The sequence below is a fragment of the Rhizobium sp. 01N447_2 genome (assembly GCF_056399245.1).
The window spans coordinates 22,751-36,767 of record NZ_JBFTQY010000030.1; the positions used below are offsets into that span (position 1 = coordinate 22,751).

Sequence of the window (14,017 nt, forward strand, 5' to 3'; positions counted from 1 at the left end):
ACATTAAGCTGATTATCTATAGTCAGAGCAAATATAGCCTTGAAGTATCTATCGCAATGAAAATACAACCAAGGCTTTGTATCGTATCGTTTTTCGTCCGCTAAAACTAATCACTTTGGGCCATTTCCTTCCTTCTCAATCCGTATTAACATAATTAAGAAATGTCTAAAAAATAAGGCGATGACATCCGGGATCGACATTTCATACTATCCAATACCCGCCATCGCTCCACGTTTGAGTAAAGTGTAACGCTAGGGGAGGCGTATATGTTCATGACAGGGTCTGGAATGGAGAATGCGGACCAAGGAAGGAAGTTAAGTCAGTCTGGAGATACTATACTAGTGGTAGCCAAGGCGGATCTGTTTTCAGAATGCATGGTAGAAGCACTGGCAAAGAAATTTCCGAACTGTGAAGTAGCAAGCATAACGAGCACAAAGCCAATGCTGGAAAAAGATACCAGCGATATGAAGCTTGTTTTATTCTATCATATACCCGGCCCCGAGCTTCATGAAGCGCTGCAGGCTGCCCGCGAAAACCACCCTGAAACCTCGATCGGACTTGTCGTAGAAGCGATCGATATGCTCGAGCCCTATGTCAGCCGGCTGGTCGAGGCAAGGATCATCGATGGTGTCCTGCCGCTCAATCTCCGGCTCGACGTCTTCATGGCCGCTGTGGATCTACTGATGAAGGGCGGCGAACATTTTCCGTCAGCACTTCTCAACCGTCTCAACAACAAGAACGCCCAGCTGGAACCTTCGCTCTATCAGACAAAATCGGTCGATGCGGCCCGCAACAATGCGCTCAAGCTGAGACGCGACAGTATCTCCGCTTTGACCACCCGGGAGGTTCAGATCCTGGATCTCATCTGCAAGGGGACGCAGAACAAGATCATCGCCGACAAGCTGCATCTTTCCGAAAACACCGTGAAGGTTCACGTCCGCAACATCTACAAGAAGATGAACGTCCGAAACCGCACGGAAGCGGCATCCCGCTTCTTCAATGAGCATCCCGCCGGCGAAGACGACATGTCTGGCCGGTGGCGCAATTGATGTAGCGATATTGTTTCAGATAGAAGGACGCGCAAAGCAGCGCGACTTCTGTCCGAAGCCGCTTGGAGAGCAGATATAAGGCGCTGAGCCGTGATAGGCGACAGCGCGGGCCGTTACCCCGGCCGGGCGCTCGGCATGATTTTCCGGATAGGCGTAGGCCTTCGAGACGCGCGGAGCCTCGGCAACGACGATATTCTTCTTCGCGACGACGGCGATATCGTCATCAACAACCGCGCAGGCCGTTGGTCCGATCGCCATAAGCGTCGTTCCCCCCACGAACATCGCCAAGCGAAGACACCAGCCTTTCAGCTGCGCTGCATCTTGTTTTTTCAACATAGCCCAAACCCCTCGCATATGGCGCTTCCGGATGCAAGACCGGCCGTGCCGTTGAGCTCCGCCGATCTCCCGACTTCCCTCGTATATTAGCTGCATTGAGTGAAGCTTGAGAGGCGGATGAGGCGTATTGGTCGCAAAGCGTTGAAAGTGATTAATCATTTGTTACTTTAAAGTATACTTGCGTAATTATTTTGGATGGCGGGAATTTTTCAAGTTGACCTTGCTAACATTCGTTGTATTATTTTAATAGTAATTCGGTATCCGGAGAGTAACTACAAAGTTATTCATGTATGGACGCTCAGTTTTATGAATATCCAGAGCGGGTAACGGAGGCAAGCAGTGCATAAATAAAACAAAAGACTAAATACCTGGGAAGGAGTTTGTAATGCGTAGTTTCGTTCCCAACGAAGGCTATTCTAAAGTGTCAGGCATACCGGTGCTCCAAGGGCGACGCACCGTTCTTGTGAATGGCGGGGGCGGCTTCCTCGGTTCACATCTCTGCGAAAGGCTCCTGCAGCGCGGCCACAGCGTCACATGCCTCGATAATTTTTCGACCGGCCGCCGTGCGAATGTCGCTCATCTTGCTTCGAACACCCGCTTCCGCATCGTCGAGCACGATGTTAGGCAGCCCTTCGATATCGATGCGTCGCTCATCTTCAATTTCGCCTCCCCCGCCTCTCCGCCCGATTATCAGCGGGATCCTGTGGGAACGCTGCTCACCAACGTGCTTGGCGCCGTCAATACCCTTGATTGCGCGCGAAAGACCGGTGCGATCGTCGTCCAGTCGTCGACGTCGGAAGTCTATGGCGACCCGACTCAGAGCCCGCAGCACGAATCCTATTGCGGCAATGTCAACCCGATCGGACCGCGCGGCTGTTACGACGAAGGCAAGCGCAGCGCCGAAACGCTGTTCTTCGATTACCATAGGACTTACGGTGTCGACATCAAGGTCGGCCGCATCTTCAATACCTACGGACCGCGCATGCGCCTGGACGACGGGCGGGTGGTTTCCAATTTTATCGTTCAGGCCCTGCGCAATGCCGACCTGACGATCTATGGCGATGGTCAGCAGACCCGTTCTTTCTGCTATGTCGACGACCTCATTGAGGGTTTCCTACGTTTTTCGGCTGCCGGCAGCGCCTGCAACGGTCCGATCAACCTCGGCAACCCAGCCGAAATGACCGTTCGACGTCTGGCGGAAATCATTCGAGACCTCACGAACTCGCGTTCCCGGATCGTCCACCTGCCTGCGGTCACCGACGACCCTCGTCAGCGGCGGCCGGATATTTCCCGGGCCATGGCCGATCTTGGCTGGAAGCCTCGCATCGGGCTCGAAGCTGGCCTGGCTCGCACCGTCGAATATTTCGACGGACTGCTGGCCGGCACAGAGAAGGCGGAGGTCGTATGAGATGCCCCGCTACATTCTCGTTACCGGCGGCGCCGGTTTCATAGGCAGTCATATCTGCAAAGCGTTGTCGCGCGCCGGCATGATCCCCGTCACCTACGACAATCTCTCGACGGGACATGCCGACAGCGTCCGCTGGGGCCCGCTCATCCGGGCAGAGCTTGCCGACGCCGCCACGTTGCGCCGGACCCTTGCAGAGTTTTCGCCCGATTGCGTCATCCATTGTGGTGCCAATGCCTATGTCGGCGAATCCGTCGACATGCCCAGGAAATACTACCGGAACAATGTCGTCGGCAGCCTGACGCTGCTCGAGGCCTGCCTCGATCAGGACATCGAGCGGATCGTCTTTTCGAGCAGCTGCGCCACCTATGGCATTCCCGCCTCGCTGCCGATTCGGGAGGAAAGCCCACAGCACCCGATCAATCCCTATGGGCGCACCAAGCTGATCTTCGAGATGGCGCTTGAGGATTTTGCCGCTGCCTATGGTATCCGCTTTGCCGCGCTGCGTTATTTCAATGCGGCCGGCGCCGATCCCGATGGCGAGCTTGCCGAGCGCCATCACCCCGAGACCCATCTCATCCCTCGCGCTCTTCTTGCCGCCGCCGGCAGGCTGGAGCGGCTCGATATCTTCGGCACCGATTATGCGACAGAGGATGGAACCTGTGTTCGCGATTATGTTCATGTCAGCGATCTCGCCCAGGCGCATCTCGCCGCCGTCAATCACCTGATGGCGGGCGGCGGCTCGCTCAGCGTCAATCTCGGCTCTGGCCGGGGCACTTCGGTACGCGAGATTCTCGAGGCGATCTATCGCGCGAGCGGCCGTGAAGTCCCCGTGAATTATCGCGCCCGCCGTGCCGGCGATCCGCCGATCCTCTTTGCCAATACCGCAAGGGCGAAGGCGGAGCTCGGTTTCTCGCCAGTTTTGTCGGACATCGATACGATCATCCGCACCGCCGGCCCCACCTTCGGACTGGAGGTGACGGCATGAGCGACGCTCTGCAAGTCGGTCACAGCGTCAGGACGGCGAAGGCCGCCGCGGCTGATGCATTCGATCCTGTTTTCACCGGCTGGAACCGCGTCGCCTATGGCTTCGGCATCCTCTGCTGGCTGGCAGCACTCGGTTATTTCTGGATCTGGTGGTGCCAGTCTGCCCATATCATTTCCTGGGCCGCCTTCGTGCTTATCACCCTCGTGCTTGCCTGGATCACGCTCGTGCCGGCCTATTTTATCCTGATCTTCCTCGACGCGAGAACGGTCAGCGCTCGGGCAGGACTGCCGGAAGGGCGGGTGGCAATGGTCGTCACCAAGGCGCCGTCCGAACCCTTTGCCGTCGTTCGCGCCACGCTGCAGGCGATGCTCGACCAGACCGGCGTCGATTTCGATGTCTGGCTGGCCGACGAGGATCCTTCGGAGGAAACCAGGCGCTGGTGTGCGGCGCACGGCGTGCTGATCTCCACCCGAAAGGGCGTGGCGGAGTATCATCGCACCACCTGGCCGCGTCGGACGCGTTGCAAGGAAGGCAACCTTGCCTATTTCTACGACCATTTCGGCTATGCGCGCTATGACTTCGTCGCCCAGTTCGATGCCGACCATGTACCGACGCCAACCTACCTCCGTGAAGTCCTGCGCCCCTTTGCAGATCCCGAGATCGGCTATGTCTCCGCTCCCAGCATCTGCGATGCCAATGCCGGCGCAAGCTGGGCGGCGCGCGGCAGGCTCTATGCCGAGGCAAGCCTGCACGGTTCGCTGCAGACCGGTTACAACAATGGCTGGGCGCCGCTGTGCATCGGTTCCCATTATGCGGTTCGCACATCAGCCCTTCGCCAGATCGGTGGCCTCGGCCCAGAACTTGCGGAAGACCATTCGACAACGCTGATGATGAATGCCGGCGGCTGGCGTGGCGTGCATGCCGTCGATGCGATCGCTCATGGCGACGGACCAGCGAACTTCACTGATCTCGTCGTCCAGGAATTCCAGTGGTCGCGCAGCCTCGTCACGATCCTGCTGCAACATTCCCGCCGTTACATCATGCACCTGCCCTGGAGACTGAGATTTCAGTTCGTGTTCTCGCAGCTGTGGTATCCGCTCTTCTCCGCCTTCATGGCCGTGATGTTCCTGCTGCCGGTTGCCGCCTTGATGACGGGCCAAGTCTTCGTCAATGTGACCTATCCGGATTTCCTGCTGCATTTTGTGCCGATATCGGTCGTGCTGACGCTGTTTGCCTTCTTCTGGCGGGCCACGGGAACCTTCAGGCCGCACGATGCGAAACTGTTCGGCTGGGAAGGGCTTGCTTTTATCTTCCTGCGCTGGCCGTGGTCGCTTGCCGGCAGCCTCGCCGCGCTTCGCGACTATATCTGTGGCTCTTTCGTCGATTTCCGCATCACGCCGAAGGGAAGGCAGCAGCAGCGGTCTTTGCCGTTGCGCGTCATCGCGCCCTATATAGGGCTCGCCGGACTGTGCGCAGCCGCCGTGGCACTGGCCAGTGAGGCCGCGGCCGCTCAGGGCTTTTATGTTTTCGCTGCGATAAATCTTTCGATCTATCTGTCGCTGACAGTGCTGATCGTCATTCGCCATGCAATCGAGAACGATCTGCCGCGGCTGCCGCAATCACGCGGGCTGTGGCTTGCGACAGCCATGGGGCTTGCGATTTGCATCACCGGCGGCATGCAGGCGGGCAGCCATGGTCTGCGCAGCCTCGAGGCCCTTTCCCACGGCCAGACGTTCATCAGTTTCAGCCAATCACAGTTTGCCGTGGCCGGTGCCGGTGTCGGCGGTGGCAAGACCAGGATCGTGAAGTTCCGCCTCAGATGGAATGGGTTCGGAAGCACGGGACGGGACGAACAAGGTGTCTGAGCCGGCGGAACCGGCAAGTGTCGAGTAGGAGGATGTAATGAGTATCGGATCGAGACTATACGGAGCGGCGCTCGCTCTCAGCCTGTGCCTGCCAATGGCGGCACATGGCGCAGAGGTCGCCAAAACGAAAGCGCCAACGCCGGTCAGCGCCTATGAGCTCTATCGTATCTACGGCGACAAGACCTGGACCTGGAACACCGGCGGCGGCCGTTTCTTCGATGACGGCCGGCGGTTCGTCGCCTGGAGCAATGACAAGGGGAAGCCGTCCTTCGCCGAAGGCAGATGGGTGGTCGACGATCTCGGTCAGCTCTGCATGCGTGCCACCTGGACGAATGCCGAGGGTGCGGCCCGCGCCAGCACCTGTTTCGGTCACCGCAAGATCGGCAACACGATCTATCAGCGGCGCCAGCCGGACGGCAAGTGGTACGTCTTCCGCCATGCATCGGTGCTCCCGGATGACGAGTTCGGCAAGCTCGTTCCCATGGATACGGTGAGCGCGAAGGCGCGCGAACTGAAGCAGGTCCTGCTGAGCCAGGAAATAGCCCGAAAAGGAGGGTGAAGCCATGAAGAAGCTAATGAAAAACAACCTCTCGACCACCGCGATTGCGTTGCTGCTGTTGTGTGTCGCGGATCTGCCGGGCCGGAGCGAAGTGCAATATGCGGGTATTGCCCCAAACCCGGCGGCGGCCGTGCAGGCGATCATCGACAAGCGCCCCGTCGTTCATGCCGACGGCATCAAGTTCGGGGCCTACGATCCGCACGGCGATTTCGGCGCGCAGGCGAATGTCGCGACCGAAGCCCTGTTCCTGCCGTGGGAGGACGTCGACCTGGAAACCTTGCGGGTCGCCGATGCCTATGCGCTGGCGAGAGGCCGCAACCTGCTGATCACTGTGGAGCCGTGGTCCTGGGACGTCGACTGGCGGCTAACCTCCGCTCAACTTCGCGCCAAGGTCCTGCGCGGTGACTACGATGTCAACATGCGTTCGATCGCGCATATGATATCCGAGCTGAAAAGCCCGGTGATTGTCCGCTGGGGACAGGAGATGGAGGATAAGTCAGGGCGGTTTTCCTGGTCTGGCTGGAGCCCGCAGGACTATATCACGGCCTACAAGCGGATGATGGACATCGTCCGCAAGGAGGCGCCCGGCACACAGCTCATGTGGTCGCCGAAGGGAGAGCCTGGCCTTCAGGCCTACTATCCCGGCGACGATTATGTCGATCTCGTCGGGCTCTCGGTCTTCGGCCTGCAGCGCTACGACGAGCTTGCCTACAAGGAGCACCGGACGTTCTCGGAAGCACTGAAGCAGGGCTATGATCTCGTCGCCGGCTACGGAAAGCCGATCTGGGTGGCGGAGCTCGGCTATGAAGGCGGCGACGCCTATATCAGGCCGTGGATCGAAACTGCCACATTGAAGCAGAGCGCCTTCCCGAATCTGCAGGAGGTCGTCTATTTCAACGACCAGGATGTGCATGCATGGCCGTTCGATCTTGGCCGGCCGGACTGGCGCGTGGTCGAAAACCTGGGCAACTGATAGTCCGGAAAACAGAGGCCTGAAAAACGGAGAGGCCCGCCGGGGTGTTGCGGGCCTCTCCTCATGTCGGGCGACCGATCATCCCTTGATCGTTGCCTTACCCTCTTCGATGAGCCGGGTCGCCGCATCGGCGGGCGAAATCCGTTCGAAGGCGAGTTCGTCACAAAGCGGGCGCAGCACGCGCTGGTCGAATTGGGTTGCTCCCATCGGCACCGGCGGCGGATACTCGCCGACCTGATCCTTGAGCAGGTTCACGTATTTGACCGTTTCCTGCTCCGTCGGGTTGAGCTGCGGCAGGATGGCTTCGCGCACGGTAGGCGACATTGGCACGCCGCGTTCCACACCGAGAATCTTGCCGGCTTCGGGATCGTTGACAAAGAAGCTGATGAACTTCGCAGCAGCTTCGCCCTGCTTGGTCGTAGCGCCCACACTCCAGATCAGTGCCGGACGGTAATAATGGCCGGATGGACCGCCCTTCTTTTCGCGCGGCAGCATGGTGATACCGAGCTTGTTCTTGATGATCAGCTGATAGCCGATCATCTGGTTTGAATAGGCCATGCCGATCACCGATTTGCCGAGACCAAGGCAATTGGTGTCGATCGTGTTCTGATCGAGCGTCTGCACGTCGGCAGCAACGGTGCCGCCCGCCTTACGCAGTTTCTCCCAGTAGTCGAACCATTCCCTGGCATCGTCGGCCGTGAAGCCGAGCCCAACGCTTTCCCTCGCAAAGAGGCTTTTGCCGCGCTGGCGCAGCCAGGCATCGAACACGTAGGCGTAGCGCGCCGCATAGGGGCCGCCGCCCTTGCCGGAAGACTTGGCGAGTTCAACGGCGAGCTTGGCATACTCATCCCAGGTGAGATCGGGCGTCGGCAGCGGGATGCCCGCCTTTTCGAATTCGACGGTGTCGAAAAACATCGAGAAGGAGTTGAGGCCGAGGCCAACACCATAGAGCTTGCCGTCAATGGTGGTCAGTTTCAGCATGTCGGCGCCGAAGGACTTAACGTCCAGCGTGGAAGGGACGAATTCATCGAGCGGCAGGCAGGCGCCGCGCTTCGAATAGTCTGAGATCGTTCCTGGCTCGAGTTGGAAGATGTCGGCGATCGAGCGGCCAGCCATCTGTGTTGCGAGCTTCGTCCAGTAGCCGTCGCCCGACAGCGATTCGCCGACGAGAGTGACGCCAGGCGTCTTCGACTGATAAAGCTTGGCAACATCGAGCGTGCGCTTGGCGCGGTCGTTGGACCCCCACCACATGGCACGCAGTTGTGCGCCTTCGGCAAAGGCCGGAATGGCGCTTCCGGCGCCGAGGGCGAGACCAGCGGCCGCACCGGCTGAACCCATCAGAAATGAACGGCGATTGACCTGCATGATTATCCTCCTTGTCCCAACTGCCCGCTGCCATCCTCCAACGGCGTTATCGGGCACTTCGGCAAACAGATTACGCAAAAAAAATTTTATTGCAAGAAGTAAGCATTTTCTTGCAAATTTGCATTACTTGCATAATGTTTGCCTATGAACGACCAAAAGATCAGACGGCCGCGTCAGGCCGATATAGCTACATTGGCCGGGGTCTCCGTCTCCACGGTGTCGCGCGTGCTCGCCAACGAACCTGGTATCAGCGAAACCGTCCGCCGCCAGATATTGAAGGTGGCAGCCGAGCACGGCTATCCCGTCAAACCGGCTTCCGAAGCCGTTGCCGGCGGGCTGGCGTTGATTGCCAGCGACGGCGTCACCGGCACTCTCAGCGTCTTCTATGAAGCCATTGTCGACGGCCTGCGCGCCGGCGCTGCCGAAGCGGGCATGCCCTTCGACGTCCGGTTGGTCCGCGAGGATCGAACCACCCCGGATGCCGTGCGGGACTATATGCAGACGGCTGGGGCCGAAGGTCTCTTTCTCGTCGGTATCGATCCGAACGAGATGTTGCGCGGCTGGCTGCAAGCCAGCATGACACCGACCGTTCTTGTCAACGGCACTGATCCAAGGATGCAGTTTGACGGCGTTTCGCCGGCTAATTTCTTTGGCGCCTACGAGGCCACCCGCCGGCTGACCGAAGCCGGCCATCGTCGCATCCTGCATCTGAGCGGCTCCCACCGCCACACGATCCGCGAGCGCGTGCGCGGTTTCGAGGCGGCGATCGCTGCCGTCCCCGGCGCCGAGGGCCGTCTGGTGTCCTTGACACTTCAAGGCAGCGCCAGCCGAGAGGCGCATGAACGCACGGCAGCAGCACTTGCCGAGAATGCCGGTTTTACTGCCGCCTTCTGCATGAATGACTTCATTGCCGTCGGCGTCCTCGAGGCCGTCACCGAGGCCGGGCTGCGTGTGCCGGAGGATTTCGCGATTGTCGGCTTCGACGATCTGCCCTGCGCGCAGATGACCAATCCGCAGCTTTCCACCATGCGTGTCGACCGCGCTGCCCTCGGGCGCGAGGCCGTTTCCCTGATGCTGTCCCGTTTCCGCAACAGGACAGCCTCTGCCCGCCACATCTGCCAGGCGGTCGTTCCCATTCCGGGAGGGACTGTTCCGAACGCCTAGAACAGGATGATTTTAGGCCAAGTCGGCCTAAAATCTGAATCCTGTTCTAAAATAAAGAGTTAGAGCATGATATCGTCCGAAACCGCTCACATTTTTCGGCATCATGCTCTAGAACCCGTGAGTGATACCGATGCCCTATGATCCCGCCAGCGCCAACCCGCTCGCCGGCAATCCGCTGGAAAGTCGCGCCGATATGAGCCGCGCCCTGCTTGCGCTCTTCGATCCGCTGCTTGCCTGTTTCTCGAAGGGTAATGCCCGCGTCACCCTCAATGGCGGCGCCGCCCATTTCGACCGGGCGGCGGCCGATCTCGAAGGCTTCGCCCGCCCGCTCTGGGGATTGGCGCCGCTTGGCGCCGGCAATGGCGACTTCGCCTATTGGCATCGTTTTGCCGAAGGCCTCGCAAACGGCACCGATCCCGCCAATCCCGAATATTGGGGAACGGTCAACGGCCGCGATCAGCGGATGGTCGAGCTTGCCGCTCTCGGTTTTGCCTTGGCGCTGGTGCCCGAAAAGATCTGGGAGCCGCTCGATGCGCGCGCCCGCGGCAATGTCGTCGCCTATCTCAAGCATGCCCGGCAGTTCGACTATGCCGACAACAACTGGAAATTCTTCCGGATCTTCGTCGATATCGCGCTCGATCGTCTCGGCGCCGATTTCGACCGCAGCCTGACGCGGCAATATCTCGAGGAGCTCGAAGGCTTCTATATCGGCGACGGCTGGTATCGTGACGGAAACGTCCGCCGCATCGACCACTACATTCCCTTCGCCATGCATTTCTATGGCCTGATCTATTCGAAGCTCGTCGACGACGATTATGCAAAGCGCTACCGCGAGCGCGCGGTCCTCTTCGCCCGGGATTTCCGGCACTGGTTTGCCGCTGACGGGGCGACGATCCCCTTCGGCCGCAGCCTGACCTATCGCTTTGCCTGCGCCGGCTTCTGGTCGGCGCTCGCCTTTGCCGATGTCGAGGCTCTGCCTTGGGGGGAGGTCAAGCATCTCTGCCTGCAACATCTACGCTGGTGGAAGGACAAGCCGATTGCCGATCGCGACGGTGTGCTGTCGATCGGCTTCGGCTATCCGAACCTGCTGATGTCGGAGAGCTACAATTCCGCCGGCTCGCCCTACTGGGCCTTCAAGGCCTTTCTGCCGCTGGCGATCCCCGAGGATCATCCGTTCTGGACCGCTACGGAACAGGAGCCGGAGCAGGCTCCTGATGTCGTCCCCCAGCGTCATCCCGGCATGGTGATCATGCGGGCGGGCGGCGATGTCGTGGCGCTGTCTTCCGGCCAGGAAAACCTGCAGATGCGGTGCGGCTCGGAAAAATACGCGAAGTTCGCTTATTCCACTCGCTACGGCTTTAGCGTGGAGGCCGATGAGCGTGCCTTTGCACTTGCCGCCTTCGATTCAGCGCTTGCCTTCAGCGATGACGGCCTGCACTACCGCGTCCGCGAAACGAACGAGGAAGCCAAGCTCGCAGGCGACGTGCTGTATGCGAAATGGTCGCCTTTTGCCGATGTCGACGTCGAAACCTGGCTCGTGCCCGCCGATCCCTGGCATATCCGCCTCCACCGGATCAGGACAAGCGGGCCGCTGCGGATTGCCGAAGGCGGATTTGCCATCGGCCGCCGGGATTTCGAGCTGGACACGCTGTCCGCTTCAGGTGGGGTTGCCTATGCGATCGGCGAAGCCGATTTCACCGGCATTCTCGATCTCGGCTCTTCGGTCAAACGTTCGGGTATTGTCCAGAAGGCAATGCCCAACACCAATGTGATCGTCGCGAAAACCCTCGTGCCGCAGCTACGCGGGCAGATTCCGGCCGGTGAAACAATCCTGGTTACGGCGGTGCTCGCACTTGACGATCCCGCTGCTGTCTCGTCTGTCTGGACGATCCCGCCGAAAGTGCCTGACATGGCAACGCTGGAGGCCCTGGTGAAGGAAAAGGGCGTGACGGTCAGCGCCATCGAAGCGCCGGGACAAATGCCATGAGCCAGCCGGCCATTGTCCTTGCCATGCAACCGTCGCGCACGGAGCATGTCCTGCCGGATGAGCTCCTGCGCCGGCTGAGCGGCTTCGGTCGCCTGCTGGATTCCAAGCCGCTGCAGCGCTTCGACGACGAGCGCGCGAGGCGTCTGCTGGCCCAAGCCGAAATCCTGATCACCGGCTGGGGCGGGCCTTATGTCGGGCCCGAAATCCCCGCCGCGGCGCCGCATCTTAAGCTCATCGTCCATGCGGCGGGCACGGTAAAGGGCGTCATCGACGACGCCATCTTCGAAGCCGGTATCCCGGTCAGCCATTCGGCCGAGGCCAATGCCGTTCCGGTGGCCGAATTCACGCTGGCGGCGATCATTTTCGCCGGCAAGCGGGTCTTCCGTTTTCGCGATCTCTACGTCGCCGATCGCAACCGCAATCGGACCCATCCGATGCAGCGCGAAGCGATCGGAAATTACCGCCGCACCGTCGGTATCGTCGGCGCGTCGCGCATCGGCCGGCGCGTGATCGAGCTCCTGAAACCCTTTGACTATAGATTGCTGCTCGCCGACCCGACGCTTGATGCCGCCGAGGCAGCGGCCCTCGGAACGGAAAAGGTCGATCTCGACGAATTGATGCGGCAAGCGGATATCGTTTCCCTGCATGCGCCGTCGCTGCCGTCGACACAGCATATGATCGATGCGCGAAGGCTGTCGCTGATGAAGGACGGCGCGACGCTCATCAACACGGCGCGCGGCATTCTCATCGATGAGGCCGCCTTGCTTTCGGCGCTGAAGACCGGCCGCATCGACGCGGTCCTCGATGTCACCGATCCGGAGATCCCGGAGGCGGGCTCTGCTTTCTACGATCTGCCGAATGTCTTTCTGACACCGCATATCGCCGGCGCCATCGGGCTGGAACGGGCGCGCCTCGGCGAGATGGCGGTGGACGAGATAGAGCGCTTCGTGACCGGCCAGCCGCTGCTCTACCAGATCCACCTGGTAAATCTCGAAAACATCGCCTGAGGTGCGTTGAGCGGCTCAGGCGATGATATCAGCGCGACGCTCTAAGCGAATTCGGCGAACCGTCATCGGCAAGTTCGGGCATGAGATCGGCAATGTTGACCACCTTGCCGGTGCGCGAGCTCTCCAGCGCGGCAATACCGCAAAGCACGGACATGGCGCCCGCCCGCGTGCCGGCGCGCTGGGCGAGCCTGTCTTCCGTATCGGGTTTGAAGATCATGTTGCGCATCCGGTCGTCGCCGCCGTAATGGCCGCCGGTGAAATGCGGAACGACGATGCGCTCCACAGCCTCCTTACCATCAGGGAAATTGCGGATGAGGAGGATCGTGTCCTCCTTCGGCTCTTCCCAGGGCTGGGCCTCATATTGGCGAAGCTCGATGCGCCCTTTGGTGCCGTTGAAGGCGAGGTGATGGCCTTCGATCGGCTGGAAGGTGTTCAGCGAATAGGAGACATGGACGTTGTTGCGGTGACGGAGCGACACCACCATCGTATCGGGAATGTCGATGTCCTCGCGGAAGACGCAGCCGTCTCGGAAGTAGCCGTCGATCTTCGAGGGATCCTCGTAAAGCGAATCGAGGAAAGGATCGGCCTCGAGATCGAGGTAGTAGTCGCATTCATGCGCGTGCGGACAGAGCTTGCAGCGCGGGCCGCGGAACGGGCCCTTGCGGCCGTAATTCTGCAGGTCGGCGAAGGAGGTGACGGCATCGGGATCGCTGTCGAGATACCAGTTCAGCAGATCGAAATGATGCGTTGCCTTGTGGACGAACAGACTGCCGGAATTCTCCGTATAGGCATGCCAGCGGCGGAAGTAGTCGGCGCCGTGCTTGGTATTCAGATACCAATGAAAATCGACTGACGTGACCCGGCCGATCTCGCCGGCATTCAGCAATTCCTTGATCTTCGCAGCCGTCGGTGCATAGCGATAGTTGAAGGACACGTCGACCCGGCGACCAGTGCGCTTTTCGGCATCCAGAATCCGGCGAATCTTTTCGACCGAGGTCGTCATCGGCTTTTCGGTAATGACGTCGATGCCGGACTCCAGCGCCCGCACGACGATATCGTCATGCGTATGGTCGGGCGTACAGACGATGACGAGATCCGGCTTCTGCTCAGCAAGCATCGAATCAATGTTTTCGTAGAGCGGCGCATTGCTGCCGATCATGTTGCGGGCGCGCTCGCCGCGCAGCGAATTCTTCTCGACGATCGCGGTCAGGTCGACATGTTCGCGCCAGCCGGCAAGCAGATCCTTGCCCCACATGGTGGTGCCGCGGTTTCCCGTACCGATCAGGGCAAAACGGCGTTTCTCCATCGAATGATCCTCC

Annotated in this window: 12 protein-coding genes; 9 read left to right on the forward strand and 3 right to left on the reverse strand. The window is 59.9% G+C overall.

What is annotated here, in order from left to right; all coding sequences use genetic code 11:
• Window positions 1–266: 266 nt before the first annotated feature.
• Window positions 267–1,049: a helix-turn-helix transcriptional regulator gene (locus AC1ECN_RS20620; protein ID WP_024323129.1), complete on the forward strand. Its 783-nt coding sequence runs from the start codon at window positions 267–269 to the stop codon at window positions 1,047–1,049.
• A gap of 15 nt (window positions 1,050–1,064) precedes the next feature.
• Here the strand turns inward: AC1ECN_RS20620 and AC1ECN_RS20625 are convergent, their stop codons facing one another.
• The gene (locus AC1ECN_RS20625) at window positions 1,065–1,385 is read right to left on the reverse strand and encodes a hypothetical protein (RefSeq protein ID WP_018068703.1); all 321 of its coding nucleotides are present in this window, start codon (window positions 1,383–1,385) and stop codon (window positions 1,065–1,067) included.
• 385 nt (window positions 1,386–1,770) lie between these two features.
• Between AC1ECN_RS20625 and AC1ECN_RS20630 the strand changes: the two genes are divergently transcribed.
• Genes AC1ECN_RS20630 through AC1ECN_RS20650 form a run of 5 tightly spaced genes read left to right on the forward strand, consistent with a single transcriptional unit; the run spans window position 1,771 to window position 7,175 of the window.
• The gene (locus tag AC1ECN_RS20630; protein WP_018483131.1) at window positions 1,771–2,793 is read left to right on the forward strand and encodes a UDP-glucuronic acid decarboxylase family protein; all 1,023 of its coding nucleotides are present in this window, start codon (window positions 1,771–1,773) and stop codon (window positions 2,791–2,793) included.
• 1 nt (window position 2,794) lies between these two features.
• Entirely contained in the window at window positions 2,795–3,778 is a 984-nt protein-coding gene (gene galE, locus AC1ECN_RS20635) for a UDP-glucose 4-epimerase GalE (RefSeq protein ID WP_130662554.1), read from the forward strand.
• Window positions 3,775–5,643 carry a glycosyltransferase family 2 protein gene (locus AC1ECN_RS20640; RefSeq protein WP_130673324.1) on the forward strand — a complete coding sequence of 623 codons (1,869 nt, stop codon included), beginning with the start codon at window positions 3,775–3,777 and terminating at the stop codon, window positions 5,641–5,643. The genes galE and AC1ECN_RS20640 overlap by 4 nt, the downstream gene beginning before the upstream one ends.
• A gap of 37 nt (window positions 5,644–5,680) precedes the next feature.
• A complete protein-coding gene (locus tag AC1ECN_RS20645; protein ID WP_130662556.1) occupies window positions 5,681–6,202 on the forward strand; it encodes a DUF995 domain-containing protein in 522 nt (173 codons plus the stop codon).
• 4 nt (window positions 6,203–6,206) lie between these two features.
• Window positions 6,207–7,175, forward strand: coding sequence for a glycoside hydrolase family 26 protein (locus AC1ECN_RS20650; RefSeq protein ID WP_130662557.1), 969 nt, complete (start codon window positions 6,207–6,209; stop codon window positions 7,173–7,175).
• Window positions 7,176–7,253: 78 nt separating this feature from the next.
• On the opposite strand, the gene AC1ECN_RS20655 is transcribed toward AC1ECN_RS20650, so the two are convergent.
• On the reverse strand, window positions 7,254–8,540 hold the full coding sequence (locus AC1ECN_RS20655) for an ABC transporter substrate-binding protein (RefSeq protein ID WP_130662558.1): 1,287 nt from the start codon (window positions 8,538–8,540) through the stop codon (window positions 7,254–7,256).
• 144 nt (window positions 8,541–8,684) lie between these two features.
• On the opposite strand from AC1ECN_RS20655, the gene AC1ECN_RS20660 reads away from it, so the two are divergent.
• The 3 genes from AC1ECN_RS20660 (at window position 8,685) to AC1ECN_RS20670 (ending at window position 12,698) form a co-directional block, all read left to right on the forward strand.
• A complete protein-coding gene (locus AC1ECN_RS20660; protein WP_018068696.1) occupies window positions 8,685–9,704 on the forward strand; it encodes a LacI family DNA-binding transcriptional regulator in 1,020 nt (339 codons plus the stop codon).
• A gap of 130 nt (window positions 9,705–9,834) precedes the next feature.
• A complete protein-coding gene (locus tag AC1ECN_RS20665; protein ID WP_130662559.1) occupies window positions 9,835–11,691 on the forward strand; it encodes a DUF2264 domain-containing protein in 1,857 nt (618 codons plus the stop codon).
• The gene (locus AC1ECN_RS20670) at window positions 11,688–12,698 is read left to right on the forward strand and encodes a hydroxyacid dehydrogenase (protein ID WP_130662560.1); all 1,011 of its coding nucleotides are present in this window, start codon (window positions 11,688–11,690) and stop codon (window positions 12,696–12,698) included. The genes AC1ECN_RS20665 and AC1ECN_RS20670 overlap by 4 nt, the downstream gene beginning before the upstream one ends.
• A 28-nt stretch (window positions 12,699–12,726) precedes the next feature.
• Here the strand turns inward: AC1ECN_RS20670 and AC1ECN_RS20675 are convergent, their stop codons facing one another.
• Window positions 12,727–14,004, reverse strand: a complete 1,278-nt coding sequence (locus AC1ECN_RS20675; RefSeq protein ID WP_130662561.1) for a Gfo/Idh/MocA family protein — start codon at window positions 14,002–14,004, stop codon at window positions 12,727–12,729.
• Between the last annotated feature and the right edge of the window lie 13 nt (window positions 14,005–14,017).

What these genes read in the sequence shown, in the direction of transcription:
- AC1ECN_RS20620 (WP_024323129.1), top strand. Translation starts at nt 267, where the DNA reads ATGTTCATGACAGGGTCTGGAATGGAGAATGCGGACCAAGGAAGGAAG.
- AC1ECN_RS20625 (WP_018068703.1), bottom strand. Translation starts at nt 1,385, where the DNA reads ATGTTGAAAAAACAAGATGCAGCGCAGCTGAAAGGCTGGTGTCTTCGC.
- AC1ECN_RS20630 (WP_018483131.1), top strand. Translation starts at nt 1,771, where the DNA reads ATGCGTAGTTTCGTTCCCAACGAAGGCTATTCTAAAGTGTCAGGCATA.
- galE (WP_130662554.1), top strand. Translation starts at nt 2,795, where the DNA reads ATGCCCCGCTACATTCTCGTTACCGGCGGCGCCGGTTTCATAGGCAGT.
- AC1ECN_RS20640 (WP_130673324.1), top strand. Translation starts at nt 3,775, where the DNA reads ATGAGCGACGCTCTGCAAGTCGGTCACAGCGTCAGGACGGCGAAGGCC.
- AC1ECN_RS20645 (WP_130662556.1), top strand. Translation starts at nt 5,681, where the DNA reads ATGAGTATCGGATCGAGACTATACGGAGCGGCGCTCGCTCTCAGCCTG.
- AC1ECN_RS20650 (WP_130662557.1), top strand. Translation starts at nt 6,207, where the DNA reads ATGAAGAAGCTAATGAAAAACAACCTCTCGACCACCGCGATTGCGTTG.
- AC1ECN_RS20655 (WP_130662558.1), bottom strand. Translation starts at nt 8,540, where the DNA reads ATGCAGGTCAATCGCCGTTCATTTCTGATGGGTTCAGCCGGTGCGGCC.
- AC1ECN_RS20660 (WP_018068696.1), top strand. Translation starts at nt 8,685, where the DNA reads ATGAACGACCAAAAGATCAGACGGCCGCGTCAGGCCGATATAGCTACA.
- AC1ECN_RS20665 (WP_130662559.1), top strand. Translation starts at nt 9,835, where the DNA reads ATGCCCTATGATCCCGCCAGCGCCAACCCGCTCGCCGGCAATCCGCTG.
- AC1ECN_RS20670 (WP_130662560.1), top strand. Translation starts at nt 11,688, where the DNA reads ATGAGCCAGCCGGCCATTGTCCTTGCCATGCAACCGTCGCGCACGGAG.
- AC1ECN_RS20675 (WP_130662561.1), bottom strand. Translation starts at nt 14,004, where the DNA reads ATGGAGAAACGCCGTTTTGCCCTGATCGGTACGGGAAACCGCGGCACC.